Origin of the sequence: Occultella gossypii, from assembly GCF_019947135.1 — a bacterium.
GTDB lineage: Bacteria > Actinomycetota > Actinomycetes > Actinomycetales > Beutenbergiaceae > Occultella > Occultella gossypii.
In genome coordinates this window covers 1-18,131 of the sequence record NZ_JAGSHT010000027.1, presented here as the reverse complement: position 1 = coordinate 18,131, position 18,131 = coordinate 1, and the positions used below count along the sequence as shown (strand labels likewise).

11 protein-coding genes and 1 pseudogene are annotated in these 18,131 nt (G+C 73.6%); 3 read left to right on the top strand and 9 right to left on the bottom strand.

The annotated features are described in order from the left end of the window. Positions 1-71: 71 nt before the first annotated feature. Genes KCQ71_RS24625 through KCQ71_RS24605 form a run of 5 tightly spaced genes read right to left on the bottom strand, consistent with a single transcriptional unit; the run spans position 72 to position 12,379 of the window. The gene (locus tag KCQ71_RS24625) at positions 72-2,342 is read right to left on the bottom strand and encodes a transglutaminase-like domain-containing protein (protein WP_223411346.1); all 2,271 of its coding nucleotides are present in this window, start codon (positions 2,340-2,342) and stop codon (positions 72-74) included. After that, positions 2,339-3,484, bottom strand: a complete 1,146-nt coding sequence (locus tag KCQ71_RS24620; protein ID WP_223411345.1) for a DUF58 domain-containing protein — start codon at positions 3,482-3,484, stop codon at positions 2,339-2,341. Before KCQ71_RS24620 ends, KCQ71_RS24625 begins: the two co-directional genes overlap by 4 nt. Then, a complete protein-coding gene (locus KCQ71_RS24615) occupies positions 3,481-4,464 on the bottom strand; it encodes an AAA family ATPase (RefSeq protein ID WP_223411344.1) in 984 nt (327 codons plus the stop codon). The genes KCQ71_RS24620 and KCQ71_RS24615 overlap by 4 nt, the downstream gene beginning before the upstream one ends. Then, positions 4,461-7,895, bottom strand: a complete 3,435-nt coding sequence (locus tag KCQ71_RS24610) for a fibronectin type III domain-containing protein (protein WP_223411343.1) — start codon at positions 7,893-7,895, stop codon at positions 4,461-4,463. The genes KCQ71_RS24615 and KCQ71_RS24610 overlap by 4 nt, the downstream gene beginning before the upstream one ends. Then, the gene (locus tag KCQ71_RS24605; RefSeq protein ID WP_223411342.1) at positions 7,892-12,379 is read right to left on the bottom strand and encodes a type VII secretion EssC family protein; all 4,488 of its coding nucleotides are present in this window, start codon (positions 12,377-12,379) and stop codon (positions 7,892-7,894) included. The genes KCQ71_RS24610 and KCQ71_RS24605 overlap by 4 nt, the downstream gene beginning before the upstream one ends. A 318-nt stretch (positions 12,380-12,697) precedes the next feature. On the opposite strand from KCQ71_RS24605, the gene KCQ71_RS24600 reads away from it, so the two are divergent. Continuing rightward, on the top strand, positions 12,698-13,180 hold the full coding sequence (locus KCQ71_RS24600) for an iron chaperone (RefSeq protein WP_223411341.1): 483 nt from the start codon (positions 12,698-12,700) through the stop codon (positions 13,178-13,180). A gap of 63 nt (positions 13,181-13,243) precedes the next feature. Further along, positions 13,244-14,038, top strand: a complete 795-nt coding sequence (locus tag KCQ71_RS24595; RefSeq protein ID WP_223411340.1) for a VOC family protein — start codon at positions 13,244-13,246, stop codon at positions 14,036-14,038. An 83-nt stretch (positions 14,039-14,121) separates the two neighbouring features. On the opposite strand, the gene KCQ71_RS24590 is transcribed toward KCQ71_RS24595, so the two are convergent. From KCQ71_RS24590 to KCQ71_RS24575, 4 genes are all read right to left on the bottom strand, one after another. Next, positions 14,122-14,391, bottom strand: a complete 270-nt coding sequence (locus KCQ71_RS24590; RefSeq protein WP_154792652.1) for a hypothetical protein — start codon at positions 14,389-14,391, stop codon at positions 14,122-14,124. A 124-nt stretch (positions 14,392-14,515) separates the two neighbouring features. Next, entirely contained in the window at positions 14,516-15,787 is a 1,272-nt protein-coding gene (locus tag KCQ71_RS24585; protein ID WP_223411339.1) for a hypothetical protein, read from the bottom strand. A 175-nt stretch (positions 15,788-15,962) separates the two neighbouring features. Further along, positions 15,963-16,241 (bottom strand): hypothetical protein, encoded by a 279-nt coding sequence (locus KCQ71_RS24580; RefSeq protein ID WP_154792650.1) that lies wholly within the window; start codon positions 16,239-16,241, stop codon positions 15,963-15,965. Between the two features lie 103 nt (positions 16,242-16,344). Beyond that, complete coding sequence (locus KCQ71_RS24575) at positions 16,345-17,199, bottom strand: hypothetical protein (RefSeq protein ID WP_223411338.1); 855 nt, start codon at positions 17,197-17,199, stop codon at positions 16,345-16,347. Between the two features lie 242 nt (positions 17,200-17,441). Here KCQ71_RS24575 and KCQ71_RS24570 point away from each other — a divergent pair. After that, a pseudogene (locus tag KCQ71_RS24570) lies at positions 17,442-18,131 on the top strand (hypothetical protein); the annotation flags it as partial.

Below are 18,131 nucleotides of genomic sequence, written 5' to 3'. Positions count from 1 at the left end.
GGACAGCCTAGAACCCGCCGGATCGGCCGGCACACTCGCCGGTCCGGCGGCAGCCGAGTCGCGGGGGCTCGCTACCGGTCGGCCCGGTCGGCCCTGCGGCCACCGAACACGGCCGGCGAGACCCACCACACCAGACGCCGCCACGGGCTCGTGCCCGCACGGAGGTCACGCTCGATGGCTGTGGCCAGCTCCCAGTCGGACCTCGCCTCCGCCGGTGCTCCGGCCGGGGCCGAACGCCCGAGGGCGGTGCTCACCACCGCGGTCGGCTCCGGCCCGAAGGCGGCTCGCTCGGCCCGCCCGGCGAGCACCCGTGCGGGAGCCCTGCCGGAGAGTGCGAGTGCCGCGTCGGGTGCCGCGCTCGAGGGTGGCACCGGCCGACCGGCGAGCACGGCGGCGTCGAGCACCTGCGCCCAGGCGCCCACGGCTCCGGCGGCCCGCCACCGACCCCGACGCGTCGCGCGGGCGATGGCCAGCCCGGCCACGGCCAGCACCCCGAGCAGCGCCAGCCCCGCCAGCACCGTCAGCCAGGCCACGGCGTCCATTCCGGTCCGGGTCTCGGCGTCGTCACCGGGCTCCGCGACGTTCTCCTCGGCGTCCTGGTCGTCCTCGGCGCCGACGTCCTCCGGCTGATCGGGCCGGTCGTCGCCCGTCGGCGGTTCCGGGAGGTCGCCGGTGTCGGTGCTGGTGGCCGGGCTCGGGTCGACCGCCACCCAGCCGGCGCGTGCGAAGTAGACCTCGGCCCACATGCGCGCGTCGTCGCCGGTCACCGTCACGGACCCGTCGGCGCCGGCCACCGCGTCGGTGAGGTCGAAGCCGATCACCAGGCGAGTGGGCAGGCCCGCGGCCCGGGCGAGAACCGCGAAGGACGCGGCGAACTGCTCGGACGTGCCGACCTGGCCGCCGTCGGCCGCGGGCAGGAAGAGGAACTCCTGGATGCGCCCGTAGGACGATCCCGATGGTGCCCCGACGTCCAGGGTCCGCTCGCCGCGGACGCCCTCGGCGATCGCGAGCGCCTGCTCCCAGCGGGAGTGCGTGCCCTCGGTCAGCGCGGCCGACTCCTCGCGCAGGGACGCGGGGATCCGGGGCAGTTCGAGGTAGCGGGTGGCGACCTCGGCCATCGGCGTCCCGGCCCGGCCGATCTCGGTGTCCGTTGGTGCGTCGACGAGTCCGCGGATCGTCACCGGGTCGGTGCCGAGGCCCTCGGGGGCGACGAGCACACCGGTATCGGTGTCCATCAGTACGTCGGTTCCGGATACGGCCTGCGCCATTCCCGCGGACGGCACCCACACGCCACCGAGGGCGGAGTCGGTGAGCACGTAGGCGACCTCCCGCTGCCGGGTGCCTGGTTCGAGGTCGGGTTCGTCGACGACCCCTACGGCACGGAGCCGGGCGTCGATCGTCCAGGCGGCGCCGTCGAAATCGGGCAGCGCGGCGATGGTGAGCCGCTCCGGCAGCCTTGCGCCGTCCGGGCTCACGCTCAGCACCGGGGTGTCCGGCCGGGCGTTCCACAGGGACAGGTTGGGGATGGGGTTCGTGGCGGCCAGCGGGAGCTCCGGCGGCGGCACCAGCGTGCGTGGCTCGAAGGAACGTGCGGTGGGCACGGCCGCGGCGGTGAGGGCGAACGACGCGAGGATCAGGGCGGCGACCGCGGGCACCAGCAGGCCGCGAGGCGCGGGCGACGCAGCCGCCCCGAGCCCGCTCGCCACGGAAGGTGCAGCCGTTGGGTCGGCCTTCGTGGCCTCCCCACCCACCCGGGCCGAGACCCGCGCCTGCGAGGGCAGCAGCACCCAGCCGAGCAGGAGCACGACGGCGGTCGCCAGCGCGACCGCGCCGCTGGGATCCGCGCGCCCGGCGGTGAGCAGGCCACCGGCCACCTGCAGGGCCACGGCACCGACGAGCGGGGCGGCGGTGGCACGGGCGCGCCCGACCGCCACGACGGCCACACCGAGCGCGACGATCCAGACGAGCAGCGCGGTCGGCACCAGGTAGCCCACGTCCGCCGGTGCCGGTCGGGGCGCGGTGAGCAACCGTGGCACGGAGTCGATCAGTGGGCCGAGCACGCTCAGCGCCGGGCTGGCGCGCCACCCGGGCACCACCTGGGCCTCGGTGTCGACGCCGTCGAGCAGGATCAGGGCGGCGCTGACCGCGAGCACCGTGCCCGCCACGGCCACCCAGCCGCGGCCGACCTTGACCACCCGGCCCAGGGCAGCCACGCCGAACGGCACGATCGCGCAGCCGATCAGCACCCCGATCGCGACCGGCGACGAGTACCCGGCGGCGAGCGGGAGGGTGGACAGCGCCACCACGAGCGCGGACCAGGCCGCCGCCGCGAACCTGCTCATCGGGCCACCGCCGTCCGCCAGCCGTGCACGAGCTCCTCGGCGCGCGGGCCGCGCAGCACCAGTACGCCCTGCTGGGCGGAGACGAGGGTCTCGGGCCGCGGGTCCACAACGAGCACCACGCCCGACGGCGCCCCGGACGCCGTGAGCAGGAGGTCACCCAGGTCGCTGCGCGGGCCGGTGATCACCGCGAGCACGTCCGGGGAGCCTGCGAACAGGCCGGAGCCGTGCTCGCCGTCGCTGGCCTCGAGCCGGGCGAGGGCGCCGAGCACGTGCGGATCGAGCCCGGCCGGACCGGTCGAGGGGGCCGGCGCCGGGAGCTGCTCGTCGAGGCCGGCGCTGACCGTGACGACGCGGGCCGGGCTCTCGACCCCGGCGGCGGCGGCGAGCAGGCTCGCAGCGACGTCGACGGCCTCCTCGAAGTCCTCACCGTCGTAGGACCCGGCACGGTCGTCGAGAAGCACCGTCAGGTGCGGCGCCGAGGGGTCGGCGTCCTCGCGGACCATGAGGGTGGCACGTCGGGCACTGGTGGCCCAGTGCAGCCGGCGCAGGTCGTCACCGGCCACGTACTCGCGCAGCCCCACGAGGTCCGTGCCGCCGTGGGCGATCCGCTCATCCGCGCCGATGTGCCCGCGGCGCGCGCCGGCCGGGAGCCCGAGGGCGTCCAGGATCCGCGGCTCGACGAGCACCGAGGCGCTGTCCCCGTGCTCCTGGCCGACCTCGATCAGGTCCAGGAACGAGAACCGGTGCAGCGTCAGTGGGCCGAAGTCGATCACGCCGCGGTGAGTGGTCGGGATCGGCACATCGGTGCTGACGGTGGCGCCGGGCGCCATCCGGGGAAGAAGGAACGGGGTGCGCCGGCCGCCGACCAGGTCGTGCCCGGTGACCGACTGGGCCAGCCACGTCGAGGCGTTCGTGACCTCGACCGTCGCCGAGCACTCCTCCAGGCGGGCCACCCGCGGCGGGCGTACCCGGCGCCGGATCCGCAGCGGCGCGGGCACCATGACGGTCACGAGCGCGCACACCAGCGCGACGGCGAGGACCGCACCGAGCCCGACGAGACCCGGATACCGGGCCCACAGCCCGAACCCGAGCAGCACCGCCGTCGAGATCAGCACGGCCCACCCGCGGCCGGTCAGCCTCATGCGGGCACCGGGCGGGGTGCCTCCACGCTGCCGACGGCGTCGGTCACCACGGCCTCGGTGGTGTCCCCGGCGAGCAGGGCGTCCCGGGTGGGCACGAGGCGGTGGGCGAGCACGGGACCGGCGAGGCGCTGCACGTCGCTCGGGACCACGAAGTGGCGGCCCTGCGCGGCGGCGTAGACCTGGGTGGCCGCCACGAGGCCACGCAGGGCCCGGGTGCTCGCGCCGAGCCGGAGCCGGTCGTCGGCACGGGTGGCCGCCCCGATAGCGCGGATGTAGGTGAGGATCGGCTCGGCCACGTGCAGGTGCCGCAACTGCCGGGAGGCGGCGGCGACGGTCTCGGGGTTGGTGACCTCCGGGACCTCCTCGACCACACCGGCCCGCGAGCCCGGCCGCAGCACCGCCAGCTCGTGCTCGACGTCCGGATAGCCGAGCGTGATCCGCACCAGGAACCGGTCGAGCTGGGCCTCCGGGAGCCGGTAGGTGCCGTCCAGGTCGATCGGGTTCTGGGTGGCGATCACCACGAACGGGTCCGGCACGGTGTGGCCGATCCCGTCGACGGTCACGGTGCGCTCGGCCATCACCTCGAGCAGTGCGGACTGGGTCTTCGCGGCGGCCCGGTTGATCTCGTCGGCGAGCAGCACGTTCGTGAACACCGGGCCGGGGCGGAAGTTGATCTGGCCGCTGCCGGGCTCGAACACCGAGGTTCCGGTGACGTCGGCCGGGAGCAGGTCCGGGGTGAACTGGATCCGCCGCGAGGAACCGCCGAGTGCCGCGGCGATCGCCCGGGCCAGGGTGGTCTTACCGGTGCCGGGCACGTCCTCGAGGAGCACATGCCCGCCCGCGAACAGGGACACGGTCGCGAGCTCGATGACCGGCCGCTTGCCCTGCAGGGCCACGGACACTGCGTCGACGACCTGGTCGTGGAGCAGGCGGAACCGGGCGACGTCGGCCTCGGTGGGGGCCATGGGGTTCTCGGTCATCGGGGTTGGTCTCCGGTCGGGTCGGGGAGGTCATGGACGACGGCGGTCGCGGCCAGGGTGGTCGCGGTAGCGCTGGTCAAGGGCTGGGTTCCACTCACGCTGGTGACAGCCGAGTTGATGACGGTGCTCGTGCCGGGCGTGGGGACATCGGCGAGCCGGCGCTGGGTGCGCAGCAGCCCGGCGGCGCCGAGCAGGCCGAAGCCGGCGGCGAACACGGGCGGGCTGGGCACCTCGGGCGGGGTCCAGGGTGCGGGGATCACCTCGACGTCGGGATCGTCGGGGTCGAAGGACTTGGGGTCGTAGCAGATCCCCTCACCATTGCAGTACCCCCATGTGCCACGGTCCGGCAGCGTCTCGCTGACGGTGGCGGAGCTCGCGTTCACGCCGCCGCCGGTCGCGGTCATGTAGGCGTTGATGGTCGTGTTCCCGTTGGCAGCGCCACCGTAGACGTAACCACTGGCGTTGCAGGCGACGGTGCGGGTGTCATTGATGGCCCCCGAGATGTACAGGGTGCAGGTGCCTGGGTGCGCGGCCCAGCCGGCGGGCGCCGAATAGTTCACGCTGAACGGAATCTGCTCGTCATACAGCCCAGGCCGCGATGAGCTGACCGACACCACCGAGTCGCCGTTCGCGGGCGGCGGGGGCGGTGGCGCGGGCACGCTCGCGGACGCCGACGACGCGGGCCCGGAGCCGATCGCGTTCGACGGGGTGACGGTCACGTCCAGGGTGCCGCCAGCGGCGCACGGTGACGCACCGGAGCAGTTGATCGTGATCGGCGTCGAGGTGCCCGTCGTGGTGAGCGAGCCGCCGGTGTAGGCGACCGTGTAGGTCACCGCGGCGCCGTTCGCGGCAGCGGCGGACCAGGACACGTTCGCCTGCACCCGGGAGCCGTTGTTCGTCACTCCGCTGATGGCCGGCGTTCCCGCCGCTCCGGGCGCGCCGGCCACGGTCACCGCGTTGCTCGCGGCGGACGTCGCGCTGGTGGCGTCGAGCTGGGTGGTGACGGTGAACGTGTACGTCCCGGGCGCCAGGGTCAGCGTCGCTGAGGTTCCGGTCACGGATGTCGCGGCGCCGCCGTTCGGCGAGACCCGGTACTCGTCCGCGCCGGAACTGGCCGCCGTCCAGGACACCGTGACGGTGTTGTTGGCGTTCAGGGTGGCGGTGACGTTCGTCGGGGCGGTCGCTTGCACGGTGGGCGGCGGCGTTGTCGGGCAGTCGGCGGTCCGGGCGCTCGCCGTCGTCTGGCCGGTCTGCCCACCGTCGTGGTTCGCGGTGATCGTGAACGTCAGCGTGCGGCCGCAGGTGAGGCCGGACAGGTCCACGGACGTGACGCCGGCGGCGACCATCTGGCTGGCCGCGCCGTCGGAGCTCGTGACGCGGTAGTCGTTCGGCGCGACGGCGGGCGCGGTCCAGCTGACCCGCACACTCTGGTCCGCGCGCAGCGCCGCGCTCGCCCCGGTCGGGGCCAGGTCGGCCGGGTCCACCGCGCACGCCGCGGTCGCGGCGGTGGCGCTCGCTGCGCCGGTGATGCCGCCGTCGTGGTGGGCGGTCACGGTGAAGGTGAGGGTGCGCCCGCAGGTCAGCCCGGTCAGGTCGACCGTGGTGGCGCCGGCAGCGAGCGTCTGGTTCGCGGTCCCGTCCGAGCTCGTCACCCGGATCTCGGCCGCGGGCTCCACCGGGGCCGTCCAGGTGACCCGGACGCTCTCGTCGGCGCGCAGGGCCGCCTGCACGTTGGTGGGTGCCAGGTCGGCCGGGTTCACTCCGGTCACGCAGTCGGCGGTGCGGATCTCGGTGGAGCCGACGCCGGTGCTGCCGTCGGAATGGGTCGCGGTCACGGTGAGCGTGATCATCGAGCCACAGGACAGGCCGGGCACATCGAGAGACGTGGCATCGGGCGCGGCCGCCTGGTCGGCGACGCCGTCCGAACTGGTCACTCGGACCGACTCGGGCGTGGTCACCGGCGGGGTCCAGGTGAGCGTCACCGTGCCGTCGGCCCGCAGCTGTGCGGCGAGGTCGGATGGCGCCTTGTCCGCGTTGTTCGCGGCGCCGCCGTTCCCATCATCGGTCGGGTCGTCCGTCGGGTCGGTGCCGGGGGTGTTCGGGGGCACGTTCACCGGCGGGGTGTTCGCGGGCGGGTTCGTCACCGGTGGGATGTTCACCGGCGGGTTCGTCACCGGCGGGGTGTTCACAGGCGGGTTCGTCACCGGTGGGTTGTTGACCGGTGGGTTGTTCACCGGTGGATTGATGACCGGCACCGTGGGCCGCACCGGCGGGGGCCGGTCCACGGCCTGGACCGGGACCTCGGCCGCGGCGACGTCGACCATCTGGGTCGACCCGTCCGGCTGGACCACCACGATCCGGCCGTCCTGCGGGGTGCTCACGTAGAGCCGCCCGTCGTCGACCACGAGGGTGGGGTCGCCACCGCCGGGAACCACGATGTCCGCCCCGGCTCGGGCACCGCTGGAGTCCAGCACGATGACGCGTCCGTTGCCCAGGCAGGGCACGTAGACCTTGCCGGCGAACACGGCGGGGCCGCCGGGCCGCTCGCAGCCGAGGCCGCCGACGTCCACGTTCAGGATCCGCCCATCGGTGAGCAGGAACACCCGGCCGAGCTCCTCCGCGGAGGCAGGCACCAGGTCCGCCGGGGCGTAGTCCGCCTCGGCGACGGTGCCCTCGAGGGCCGCGACGCTGACGGCGAGATCCCGCCCGGCGCCGACCTGCACCACGGAGCCCTGATCTGGAGCGAACACGGTCACCCCGGCGGCATGCGGCACCAGCCTGGACTGCGGGCCCGCCCCGGCCACCGGCCGGGACATGGACGTGACGAACTCGGCGGCGTCCGGGGAGTAGTCGAGCTCGGTCAGGGTGCCGTCGACACCGATGATCCAGACCGACCCCTCGTCGTCGATGACGGCGTCGGCGAGGTCATCGGTGCGGAAGGGACGGCCGAGGTCGCGCAGGGTGAGCGGGTCCACGGCCCGGACGGTGCCCGGCTCGAGGTCGACCAGGACCACCTGCCCGCCTCCGACGAGCACCTCGGTGTCCGGGTCCACTCCGCGGGCGCCGCTGGCGACGAGGCTGGCGAGGTCGACCGCGGTGATCATCCCGGTGGTCAGGTCGGTGACGATGAGCTGGCCGTCCCGCTGGGACACCTCGAGCTCGCTGCCGGGTTCGCCGATGATCAGGCGCCGCTCGGGCTGACCGGTGGCCGGGTTGATCTGCACCACGCGGCCGTCGTCGTCGGCGAGCCAGGTCTGCCCGTCCGACATGTCGATCAGCGCGGCGGCCACCCCGTTGCCGACGACGGCGCCGACCACGAGCAGCCCACCGGCCGCGGCCACGCCGGCCTCCACGAAGCCGCGGTCACGGCCGCGGCCCGCGGTGCGTGAACGCCACCAGCTCATCGGACTGCGCTTGCTCCGTGCCATCATCGGACCCCCTCCACCGACGCCGATACTAATTGGAGAACGTGCGACGATCCGCCGTTCACGAGGAGCCCTCGACCGGCGCCGGTCAGCGGCTCGTGGCTGTTCATCGGGATCTGCGCCGCCACCAGCGAACCGTCGCCCATCTCCGGGGACAGCAGCACCGCGCGGCGCGAGCGCCGCAGCAGGGCGATCAGGCCCGGGATGTGCTGGCGGGAGCGGGCGTCGTCCGGGTCGGCAACGCCGACGACGGCGGTGCTTCCGCCAGGCAGGGACGTCAGGTGGGCGGCGAGCGCCTCGAGCGCGCGCCGTTCGGCGCCGCCTCCCTCCCAGGCGCGCTCCCACTCGTGCAGGTCGTCCAAGAGAAGAAGAATCCACGGGTCGACGTCGCCAGTGGCCGCGTGGTCGGCCGCCGCGGCGTGCAGCCCCGCACCGTTCGCGGCTGTGCGCATGCCGCCACCCTCCACCCAGGCGAGCAGCTCCTCGGGAGTGGCCAGGACGTCGTCGGACACCTCCGCCGCGGACAGCGTGCCGCCAGGCACCGCCACGACGGCCTGCGCGCGCGGCCCGGCGAACACGATCCGCGCCGGCGGCACGCTCGAGCGGCGCGCGAGCTGCGCCACCCCGAGCAGGGCGCTGGTGCGACCGGACCGGGCCCGGCCGGTGATGAGCAGCGGCGCCGCCCGCAGGGCCAGGTTGACCGGGGCCACGAAGCTCTCCTCCGCGCCGAGGCAGAGCTCGTCGGCGGTGGGCGCGGGCAGGAGGTGCTGCGGCAGCCGGGTCGGCAACACCGGCACGGCGGCAGGCGGTTCGCCGGCGTACCGGTCGGCCACGACGGCCATCAGCTCGTCCAGACGCTCGGCCTGCAGCGGGGTCCCGGCGCCGCCGAGGGTCGCGATCTGAACCTCGTCCTTACCGGACAGCGCCCGCCCGGCCGGGGACTCGCCGTCGAGCACGTTGGCGGGGACGCCGAGCATGGCGTAGTCGTCGGTCACGGTCATCCGCATCACGAGGCGCTGGCCGAAGGCGGCCTGCAACTGGCTCGGCAGACCGGTGCGCTGCGGGGCGGTCGCGGTGATGTGCACGCCGGCGCGGCGGCCCTCCTGGAGGATGGTGAGCAGCTGCTCGCCGTGCTGGCGCCGGACCGCGCCGCCGCCCTCGAGGGCGTCCATCACGGCCGGCAGGTTGTCGATGAGCAGGTGGATGCGCTGCAGGTCCACCCCGGTCGCGGCGAGCGCCGCCAGGTCCGCGACCCCGCGGGAGGCCAGCGCGGCGTTGCGCTCGGTGACGGTGCGGTGCAGCATCCGGATCAGTCGGAGCATCCGCTCGAGCTGCTGCTCCACGACCACCGAGCCGACCCAGCCGAGCCGCTCCAGGACGGTGAGCCCGCCACCACCGGCGTCGATGCCGTAGACGCAGTCTGAGACGGCCGCCGCGCCGTGGGCCCCGGCGGTGACCGAGGCCGCCAGGGTGCGCAGCAACTCGGTCTTCCCGGCGCCGGAGGAGCCGAACACGAGCAGGTGCCCGGAGCGGGCGTAGTCCACCACGAACGGGACCTGTGACTGCTGTGCGGGGCGGTCCACCATGCCGAGGATCACCTGGCCCGGGGCCTGCACCGCGCGGACCACGTCCGTCGCGCCACCGGCCACGAGGGCCTCGTCGCGGGCGCCGGCGCCGAGGGCGAGCTCGCCGGGCGCGGTGCACACCATCGGCAGTTCCGGCGCGATCGGCGGGATCCACGGCTTCTTCGGGGCCCGGCGGCCGGTGCGCAGGAACGCGGTGGTGGCGGTGGCCACGATCCGCTCCAGGTCGGTGCTCGGGTGCATCCGGGTGCCGCCGGAGCGGGCCGGGCCGGGCAGGTCCCGTGCCGTGAACGGGGCCACCCGGACGGCGTCACCGAGCTCGTGCAACTCCTCGTGGGCGCCCACGAAGGCGACCTGGACGAGTTCGCGGGTGCCGTGGCCGGTGCGCCGCAGCCAGGCCCGGCCGGGGGTGCGCCGGGACAGGTGCGCGGCGTCGGGGGCGTCGATCACGTCGGTGGAGTCGTCCGCCGACGCCACCCGCAGCGCGATCCGCAGGTCCGTGTTCGCCTTGATCTGCGGGGTGACCACGCCGGCGGGGCGCTGGGTGGCGAGCAGCATGTGCATGCCGAGGGACCGGCCGCGCTGGGCGATCGAGACCATGCCGTCCACGAACTCGGGCACCTCGGCGAGCAGGGCGGCGAACTCGTCGACGCAGATCAGCATGCTCGGCGGCGCCGCCTCGGGGTGGCTGCGCTCGAGGGCGATCAGGTCCTTCGCGCCGTATTCGGCGAGCAGGTGCTCCCTGGCGGTGAGCTCGGCGTGCAGGGAGGTCAGCGCCCGCTGCACCAGGGCCGGGGTGAGGTCGGTGATGTAGCCGACCGAGTGCGGCAGCTCGGCACATTCGCGGAACGCGGCGCCGCCCTTGTAGTCGACGAGCAGGAACGTGATCCGCGAAGGCGGGTTGTTGATCGCGAGCGAGGCGATCAGGGACTGCAGCAGCTCGCTCTTGCCGGCGCCGGTGGTGCCCGCGACCAGCCCGTGCGGGCCGTCCTCGCGCAGGTCGATGGAGATGACGCCGTCGGCGCCGGTGCCGAGCTGGGCGCGCAGCCCGGTGCTCGCCGCCCAGCGCTCGATGAGGCGCTCCACGTCGTCGGGGTCCGCGAGGTCCCCGGTGAGCCCGGGCAGCCGGACCTGCTGCGGCAGCATCGACTCGGCGGCCACGACGGCGGCCTCGTCCTTGTAACCGGACAGCGCCCGCGCGGCCCGCCAGGCCGTGGTCAGGTCGAGCGCGTCGCAGCGGGTGAGCTCCTCGACGCCACCGCGGGAGGCGCGCTGCAGGGTCGAGCTGGTCAGGTCGACGGCCAGGTCGGTGGCGGCCGGGACCTCGGTGAGGCTCTCCCCCATCCAGATCAGGTGCAACCGGCGGTCCGGGTCCTCGGCGACGCCGGCCACCGCCTCGACGAGACGCCGGGAGACCTGGGCACCGCCGTCGACCAGGAGAACGGTGTGCAGGCCCGCCGGTTCGGCGACGGCGAGCTCCTCGAGCAGACTCTGCCCGTCGCCGGCGCCGACGCTCACGCACGCGGTGCCGCCGGCTAGCGGAGCGGCGTGCGGCAGCCAGCGTAGCCAGGACTCGACGTGCGAGCGGTCCGCGCCGAGCACGGCGGCCAGGCGCACCTCGTTCGGGGAGTGGGTCACCGCAAGGCGCACGACGGCGGCGCGCACCCAGGCGTCGACGTCCGCCGTCGCGCCGACGACCGCCGTCAGCGCTGCCTGAGCGAGCGGGACCGGCACCGGCTGGTCGGGCAGGGTGGCGCGTCCGCCGATGGCCGCGGCTGCCTCGGCGCGCAGCACCCGGTCGCCCTGGGTGCCCGGCAGCTTCGCGGTGACCAGGGCCGGGCGCGGGCCGCGGCCGGCGCGGACGGTGAGGAAGTCGGCGTCGTCGCGCTGACGGGTCCAGAGCCGGTGGTCGCGGGCGGTGGCCCGGGCCAGGACCACGTCGAGCTCTGGCTCGTCCTCCTCGGCCTGCTCGGCCTGGGCGCGCGCCGAGGTATCCATCAGGCTGAGGATCCCATCGACCTCCTCGCGCCAGATCGCGGCCTGCTCGGCGTGCTCGCGGCGGGCCGTGCGCACCTGCATGAGGTAGTTGACGCCCATCATCGTGGGGAACCCGAGCATGAAGATCAGGGAGAACGGGTTGCGCATCAGCGCGAACATCGCGCCGCCCATGAGCATCGGCATCAGCATCATCGGCCAGGGGACGCCGATCTTGCGGACCGGGGCCGGTGCCGCCGGGACCTCGTGCTCGAGGGCCTCGACCCGGACCCCGAACCGGGGCGAGCGCAGCACGCCGCGGTCGGGGGCGCCGTCGGGCTCTACCTGACCGGCCCGACCCGATCGGCCCTGCCGGACCACGAGCACCGAGGATCCGACCGTGATCTGCTCACCCCAGGCGAGCGCCTGCGGCCGGTTCACGACCCGCCCGGCCACGCGGGTGCCGTGCGCGGAGCCCTGGTCGACGACGACGGGGGTGTCGGTGAGCAGGATCTGGGCGTGGCTGCGGCTGACCAGCGGGTCGTTGAGGTGGACTCCTGCGTCGGCGGAGCGACCGATCGTGACGACCTCGCCGACGACCGGGATCTGGGTGCCGGCGTCGGGGCCGGCGACCACGTGCACGACGGCGCGGGCGGCGCCGGCGCGGCCGGGCCGGGTCAGCCACTCGGCCGGGACCGAGGTGACCTCGAGGACGTCGCCGTCACGCAGCGGCGCCTGGGACAGCGGGGTGTCGGCGGACCAGGGCCGTCCGCCGGTGGTCGGGGCCAGCAGCAGTTGACCGGCGCCGCCGCCGAGGTGTGTGCCGAGGCTCGCGGCCAGGTCGCCGACCTTGCCGCCGGCGTCCGCGGTGACCACCACGTCGACCGGGGAGAGCTTGCTCTCCGCGCTCGGTCGCACACTCACTCGCCACACGGCGGGCTCCTCATCATTGGCCGGATCTGTCCTGCCGATGACGCTATGAGGGCCCGGGACGTCGGTCCAGGCACGGTGGGGTGGAAACTTCCGCCGCGTGCGGACCTGCGGCGTCCGGCCGGTGAGCGGATGGTGCTCGATGAGGTCGCCCGCCGTGCACCTCCGAGTGCCGCCAGTGCACGATGGAGTCCGGGCCAAGCCGCCGGCATCGGTCACCCCGAGGTGCATCGATCAGGAATCGAGAAGCACCCCGTCGGCCGCAGTCCCTAGCGTGGGGACAGGCAGCAGACCGCGACGATCCCACCGAGCAAAGGAGAAGTGATAGCGAGCAAGTCGAGCAGTGGCGCACAGGGCAAGGGCGGGAGCACCGCGGCAGGCCTCTCCGAGCTGGAACGGGCCGCGGTCAAGGAGCGGGCCGCAGAACTGAAGACCCAGGCCAAGCGTGGCAGCGGCACGGACCAGGCGGCCGCCGACGAGGCGGACGTGCTGGCGAAGATCGCCGACATGCCCGAGTCCGATCGATTGCTCGCACAGCGCGTCCACGCAATCGTGGCCGAGGTCGCGCCGGACCTGGCACCGAAGCTGTACTACGGGCAGCCCGGCTACGCGCGCAAGGGGAAGGTGCTGTGCTTCTTCCGCAGCGGCCAGCAGGACAAGGAGCGGTACTCGACGCTCGGCTTCAGCGTGCAGGCGAACCTGGATGACGCCAGCGGTCTCTGGCCGACCTCGTTCGCGCTCACCGAGCCGACGGACGCGGCCTGGCAGGACCTCGCTGACCTGATCAAGAAGGCTGCGGGCTGAGGTGCCGGCTCGACTGCCGCGGACCCACCCGAACACCACACGATGACGAAGGATGGTCCCCGCATGAGACTCACGCTCGACACGATCGTCCTCGGTGTGCCCCGGGTCGAGGACGCGAGGGGCTTCTACGCGTCCGCGTTCTCGCTGCCCACCCCGAGCGATGGCGCCGCCCTTGATCTGCACGGCGCCGGCCACCTCGCCGTCCAGCAGATCGACGCCCTGGCCGCCGTGGTCGGGGCGACCCCGGCGACCTCGGGCTTCCGGGGCTTCGTTGTCGGCGCCATCCTCGAGCAGCCGGGCGCGGTCAGGGACCGCCTGGACGCCGCGAGCGAGCATGGTGCGGAGATCGTGAAGCCGGCGAAGAAGCAACTCTTCGGTGAGTTCACCGCCGCCTACCGCGCGCCTGACGGTGCCGTCTGGAAGCTGGCGGCCGCGTCCAACAAGGACGCCGGCACGGTCCCGAGCACTCCCAAGCCGACCGAAACCGCCATCTACCTCGGGGTCGCCAGCCCGAAGGCCGCGAAGTCCTTCTACGAATCGCTGGGCATGGGCGTGGACCGTGACTACGGCGACAAGTTCGTCGACTTCACCGTCACCGACGGGGTGTCCCGGCTCGGTCTGCTCCCGCGCAAGGGCATCGCCAAGGACGTCGGGGGCGACAGCCAGGGCGACGGTTTCGCCGCTGTCGTCCTCACCCACACCGCCCCCTCCAGTGAAACCGTCGACGCGCTCCTGACCGCCGCAGCGGCGGCCGGCGGCCGGATCGTGTCGGAAGCGATCCGGACCGACGGCGGTGCCTACGCCGGGTACTTCGCCGACCTCGACGGGTTCCATTGGAAGGTCACCACCGGTCGATAGCCCGCCGAACGCCCGACGGCCGGCTCCCTCGAGAGGGAGCCGGCCGTCGGCGTGTGCGCCGTGCTCGACGGCGCGGGGTCGGGTCAGGAGGAGGCGCGCTCCTGGTCGTCGGCCTGCTGGCTCAGGATCGTCGCGTTCTCCTGGAGCGCCTGGACCACGTTCTGCAGGGCCGGCACGTACTGGCCCTGCCAGTCGCTGGTGAACCGCTGCGCGTCCGGGCCGTACCAGGGCGTCGCCTCGAGCTGCTGGGTCAGTTGCGCCGTCAGCTGGTTGATCACATCGGCGTCGGAGTTCATCACCCGGACGAGGTCGCGTGCGGCGGTGATGTCCATCCCGTAGACGGTGGTGCTCATGGTGTGTCCCTTCGTAGGTGCTGAGTCGCTCAGCGGTTGGTTGGTTCGTGCTGGTCAGTGCTGGTCGGAACTGGTGATTGCTGGTGGTACTGGTCACTGCGGGTCGTGCGGTCAGGTCGTGGGATCAGTCGTCGTCGTCGACGAGGCCCTCGGGCAGATCACCGTCCTTCCGGCGCAGGGCACCCAGTGCCGCGGTGCCCAGTCCAGCGAGCCCGAGGGGGGCCGCGAGGAGAGCAGGGTTGGTCGACGAGCCGCCGGTCACGGTGTCCGCGCCGAGCAGCGGGGGCGAGCCGCCGTTGGCGGTGCCGATGCTGGATCCGCCTGCGCCACCGAAGGTGACCGGGGCCGACGTCGTCGCCGGGTCGCCCGCGGCGATGCTGGGGCCACCACGGCCGAGGGACCCGGAGCCGAGACCCGCGCCGCCGGAGCCCGCCGCGCCGCCGGATCCGCCGGATCCGGAACCGTCGGAGCCGGAGCCCGAACCCCCGGAACCGGCCGACCCGAGCCCGCCCGAGCCGAGCCCGCCGCCACCGGAACCGATGCCACCGGAACTCGTGCCCGAGCCTCCGCCGAAGCCACCGCCCGAGCCCGACCCACCGCCGGTGCCGCCGGACGAACCCGTGGCACCGAGCGACCCTGACCCGAGCGACCCAGCGCCGAGCGAGCCCGACGAGCCGGAGCCGCCGGACGCCGTCGGGCCGGAGCCTGAGCCGCCCGAGGTGAGCGCCGCAGCGGCCACCGGGGCGATCGCCCCGGCTCCTCCACCGACCGCGGCCGAGGCCGCGCCCTCGGATGAGATGGTGGCAGGCAGGCTCGTCGCGCCGGCCGCCGAGCCGCCCGTGGACAGACCGAGCGTGCCGGTGCCGTCCCACCGGATGGTCAGCCCGTCCGGGGTGATGATCGTGGCGCCACCGCCGCTCGCGCCCGTGTTGTCCAGCGAGCTGGACCGGGAGCCGACACCGGTCGGCGTGATCACCACGGCCCCGTCACCGACGGCCCCCGTGGGCATCTGCCCGTTCGAGATGGCCGGCAGCGGCGCGGACAGCATCGGCGGGTTGACCGCCGTCGTCGCCGGCATGTTCGGGCTGGTGTAGGCGCTCGCCGGGATGGAGACCGACGGCGAGTCACCGCTGACGGCCTTCTGCAGGGCCGAGGCGGCCTTGAGGATGTTCGCGAACCGCTCGAGCGCCTCGCCCGTGGTCTCGATCCACGGGATCACGGTGAACTCGAGGTAGTTGGCGAACGCGGCGGCCCAGCCGGTCCAGCTCATCGCCCGGAGCGCCTTGACCACGAGCTTGAGCGCCTTCGCGATCATCTTCGCGTAGTCGGCACCCTCCTGGGCCTTCTGGGCCATCTCGTCGAGTGCGCTGACGTCGGCGCCTTGGAACCCGGTCATCGTCGGTCTCCTTTCTGCTTCTGGAAGTCGGTCCGGTCTGTCGGAACCTGCTGGTGGTGCTCGGCCCGGTGGTGCTGGTGGCCGGTGCTGCTGGTCGATGACGCTAGGCAGTCGATCGCTGCCGGGGCCAGCGCCATGGGGGTGGAAACTTCCGCCCCTGCGGTGGCCGGCGACCTCAGCTGGAGACCTCGTCCTGGAGGTCGGCGCGGCGGCGCAGCTCGGCCGCGTTCTCGCTGAGGGAGTCCGTGGCGGCCTCGAGCTCGGGGCGCAGGGAGCCGTCCCAGTCCTGCTTGAACTTGCTCGCGGCAGGCCCGATCCAGAGCACGGATTCGAGCATGGCGGAGACGTTGCCGACCATGGACTTGAGGTCCTGGGCGCCGGTGTCCATGTTCCGGGAGGCGTCCCGGGAGTACTCGGTGTCGATGCCGTAGAACTGCGAGCGGTCGTACGTCATGGTGTCCTCCTGAGGGCTTCGTCGACGCCTTGTCGACCTGCCTTCGACGCTAGGAGCGCCGTCGCCGCAGAAGCCAGCGAACAGGGGGTGGAAGGTTCCGCCGCTACGGCGCGGTCGGAGCCTCAGGATTGAGGCCGGCACCCCTCGACCGGGCCTCGTGGACGGCCTCGAGGTCCGCCGTCGTCACCAGTCGCACCTCCGCGGCACGGCGCCCGACGGCGAACCTCACGTTCTGCACGCGGCCCTCAGTCACGGTGAAGGGATCGTCGTCAGGGCCGAACGCGAGGCGGGCCACGGAGCGGATCGCGTCGTCCACGCGCTGCGCGCGTTCGAGGTTCCAGGCGTGGCCACGCCAGTGCAGGATGCGCTCGTAGATCTCCCGGTTCGACGGCGGCCGGGGGTAGTCGTCCGCGCCGGTCAACCAGGGCTCGGCGAGGGCAAGGGCGACATACCACTCGCGCGACCAGCGCTCGAGGTGCGGGGCGTCCGCGGTGGCGGCGCCGTCCGGGTCGCCCTCGGCGACCAGAGGTACCTGCGCCGGCTCGTCGCGGACCTCCTCGACGTCCACGACGAGGACGAGGTCGGTGAAGGTGCCCGTTGGAGTCTGCCGTCCGCGCAGGAGGAGCAGGTGGTTCTCGCCCTCGTCGAGCAACGCGGCCATGCCCTCCGAGAGGGCTACCCGGCGCGCGCCGCCGGGGGCGTCGAAGAGGGAGGAGAGCTGGGCGCCGGTGCTGCCGCGCCAACGGAGCCGGACGACCTCCTCGCCGACCTGGACCTCACCGACCACGCGCGACACGTGCGGTGCGACGCGGGGTAGGGCAAGGGCCGTGAGATGCAGCTGGGCGTCCGCGTCGACCTCGGGCAGCGCGCTGTCCGGCGACCGGCCCACGAGCAGAATGTCGCCGGTCCCGAGCACCACGGTCGGCACGCCCGACCCCCGTAGCGTCACCCGTAGCATCGCCCAAACCCCCGCTCTTTTAGGTCAGCCTAAGGGATGGTGCGGACCGGGCGGTCGAGTGCGGGTGGGTGCCGTACGAGCACGGTCACCCGATTCGGTTTCGTGACTTCACATGCGGGTCGCGCGCGACCCCGCCGGATCCGCTGAAGAAGCCTCGTCCACAGGGTGGATGCTGATGTCTCGGTATCCACATTTTCGTTGGTATCTTGCGGATTCTCGAGCATGGATCTAGGATAGAACGCATGTACGGAACAGGTGGTGGTGGGGTCGGGGACGGGATCGGGACCCCGCCCTGGGACGTGGCCGAGCTGGCCACGGACCCGGCCTGGCTGGAGGCCTCCTACGCCCTGTTCGACCGGGTCGAGGAGTTCCCCGTCGCCGATGCCCACCACCCGGGATCCGGGGACGCCTACGAGGGGATTCCTCCGGTCGATTTCGAGGCCCTCGCCGAGCGGCCACGGGTGGATTCCTTCACCCTGGCCGAGGTCGAACGGGCGCTGGGTGGCGATCGGGACCTGTCCGGGATCAATGAGTACGACCTCGTCGAACTGGCCGCGCTGTGGCGGCGGCTGGAGTCCGCGTGCGCGGCCGGGGTCCGGGCCGCGTCCGCCGAACTCGCCGGCCGGGTCCCGATGAGCATGGACAAGCCGGCCGTGCTGGACCGTAGGACGAACTTCCGCTCCAGCATCGCCGCCGAGGAGATCGCACCCCGGCTCGGGTGCTCCAAGCGGGAGGCGAACCGGCTCATCAATGTCGGCAAACTCCAGGACACGATCGCCGCACCAACCGGTGACGCGTTGGCCGCGGGGCTCATCGACGCCGCCAAGGCGGACCTGATCGCGACCGCGGTCGCGGTGCTGGACGCCGAACCAGCCCTGGAGGTCCAGGCCGAGATCCTGCCCAAAGCACCCGGGTGGACCCGGCACCGCCTC

Bases quoted from the DNA above. Each gene is read 5' to 3' on its own strand.
- KCQ71_RS24625 (WP_223411346.1), bottom strand. From the start codon at position 2,342: ATGAGCAGGTTCGCGGCGGCGGCCTGGTCCGCGCTCGTGGTGGCGCTG.
- KCQ71_RS24620 (WP_223411345.1), bottom strand. From the start codon at position 3,484: ATGAGGCTGACCGGCCGCGGGTGGGCCGTGCTGATCTCGACGGCGGTG.
- KCQ71_RS24615 (WP_223411344.1), bottom strand. From the start codon at position 4,464: ATGACCGAGAACCCCATGGCCCCCACCGAGGCCGACGTCGCCCGGTTC.
- KCQ71_RS24610 (WP_223411343.1), bottom strand. From the start codon at position 7,895: ATGATGGCACGGAGCAAGCGCAGTCCGATGAGCTGGTGGCGTTCACGC.
- KCQ71_RS24595 (WP_223411340.1), top strand. From the start codon at position 13,244: ATGAGACTCACGCTCGACACGATCGTCCTCGGTGTGCCCCGGGTCGAG.
- KCQ71_RS24590 (WP_154792652.1), bottom strand. From the start codon at position 14,391: ATGAGCACCACCGTCTACGGGATGGACATCACCGCCGCACGCGACCTC.
- KCQ71_RS24585 (WP_223411339.1), bottom strand. From the start codon at position 15,787: ATGACCGGGTTCCAAGGCGCCGACGTCAGCGCACTCGACGAGATGGCC.
- KCQ71_RS24580 (WP_154792650.1), bottom strand. From the start codon at position 16,241: ATGACGTACGACCGCTCGCAGTTCTACGGCATCGACACCGAGTACTCC.
- KCQ71_RS24575 (WP_223411338.1), bottom strand. From the start codon at position 17,199: ATGCTACGGGTGACGCTACGGGGGTCGGGCGTGCCGACCGTGGTGCTC.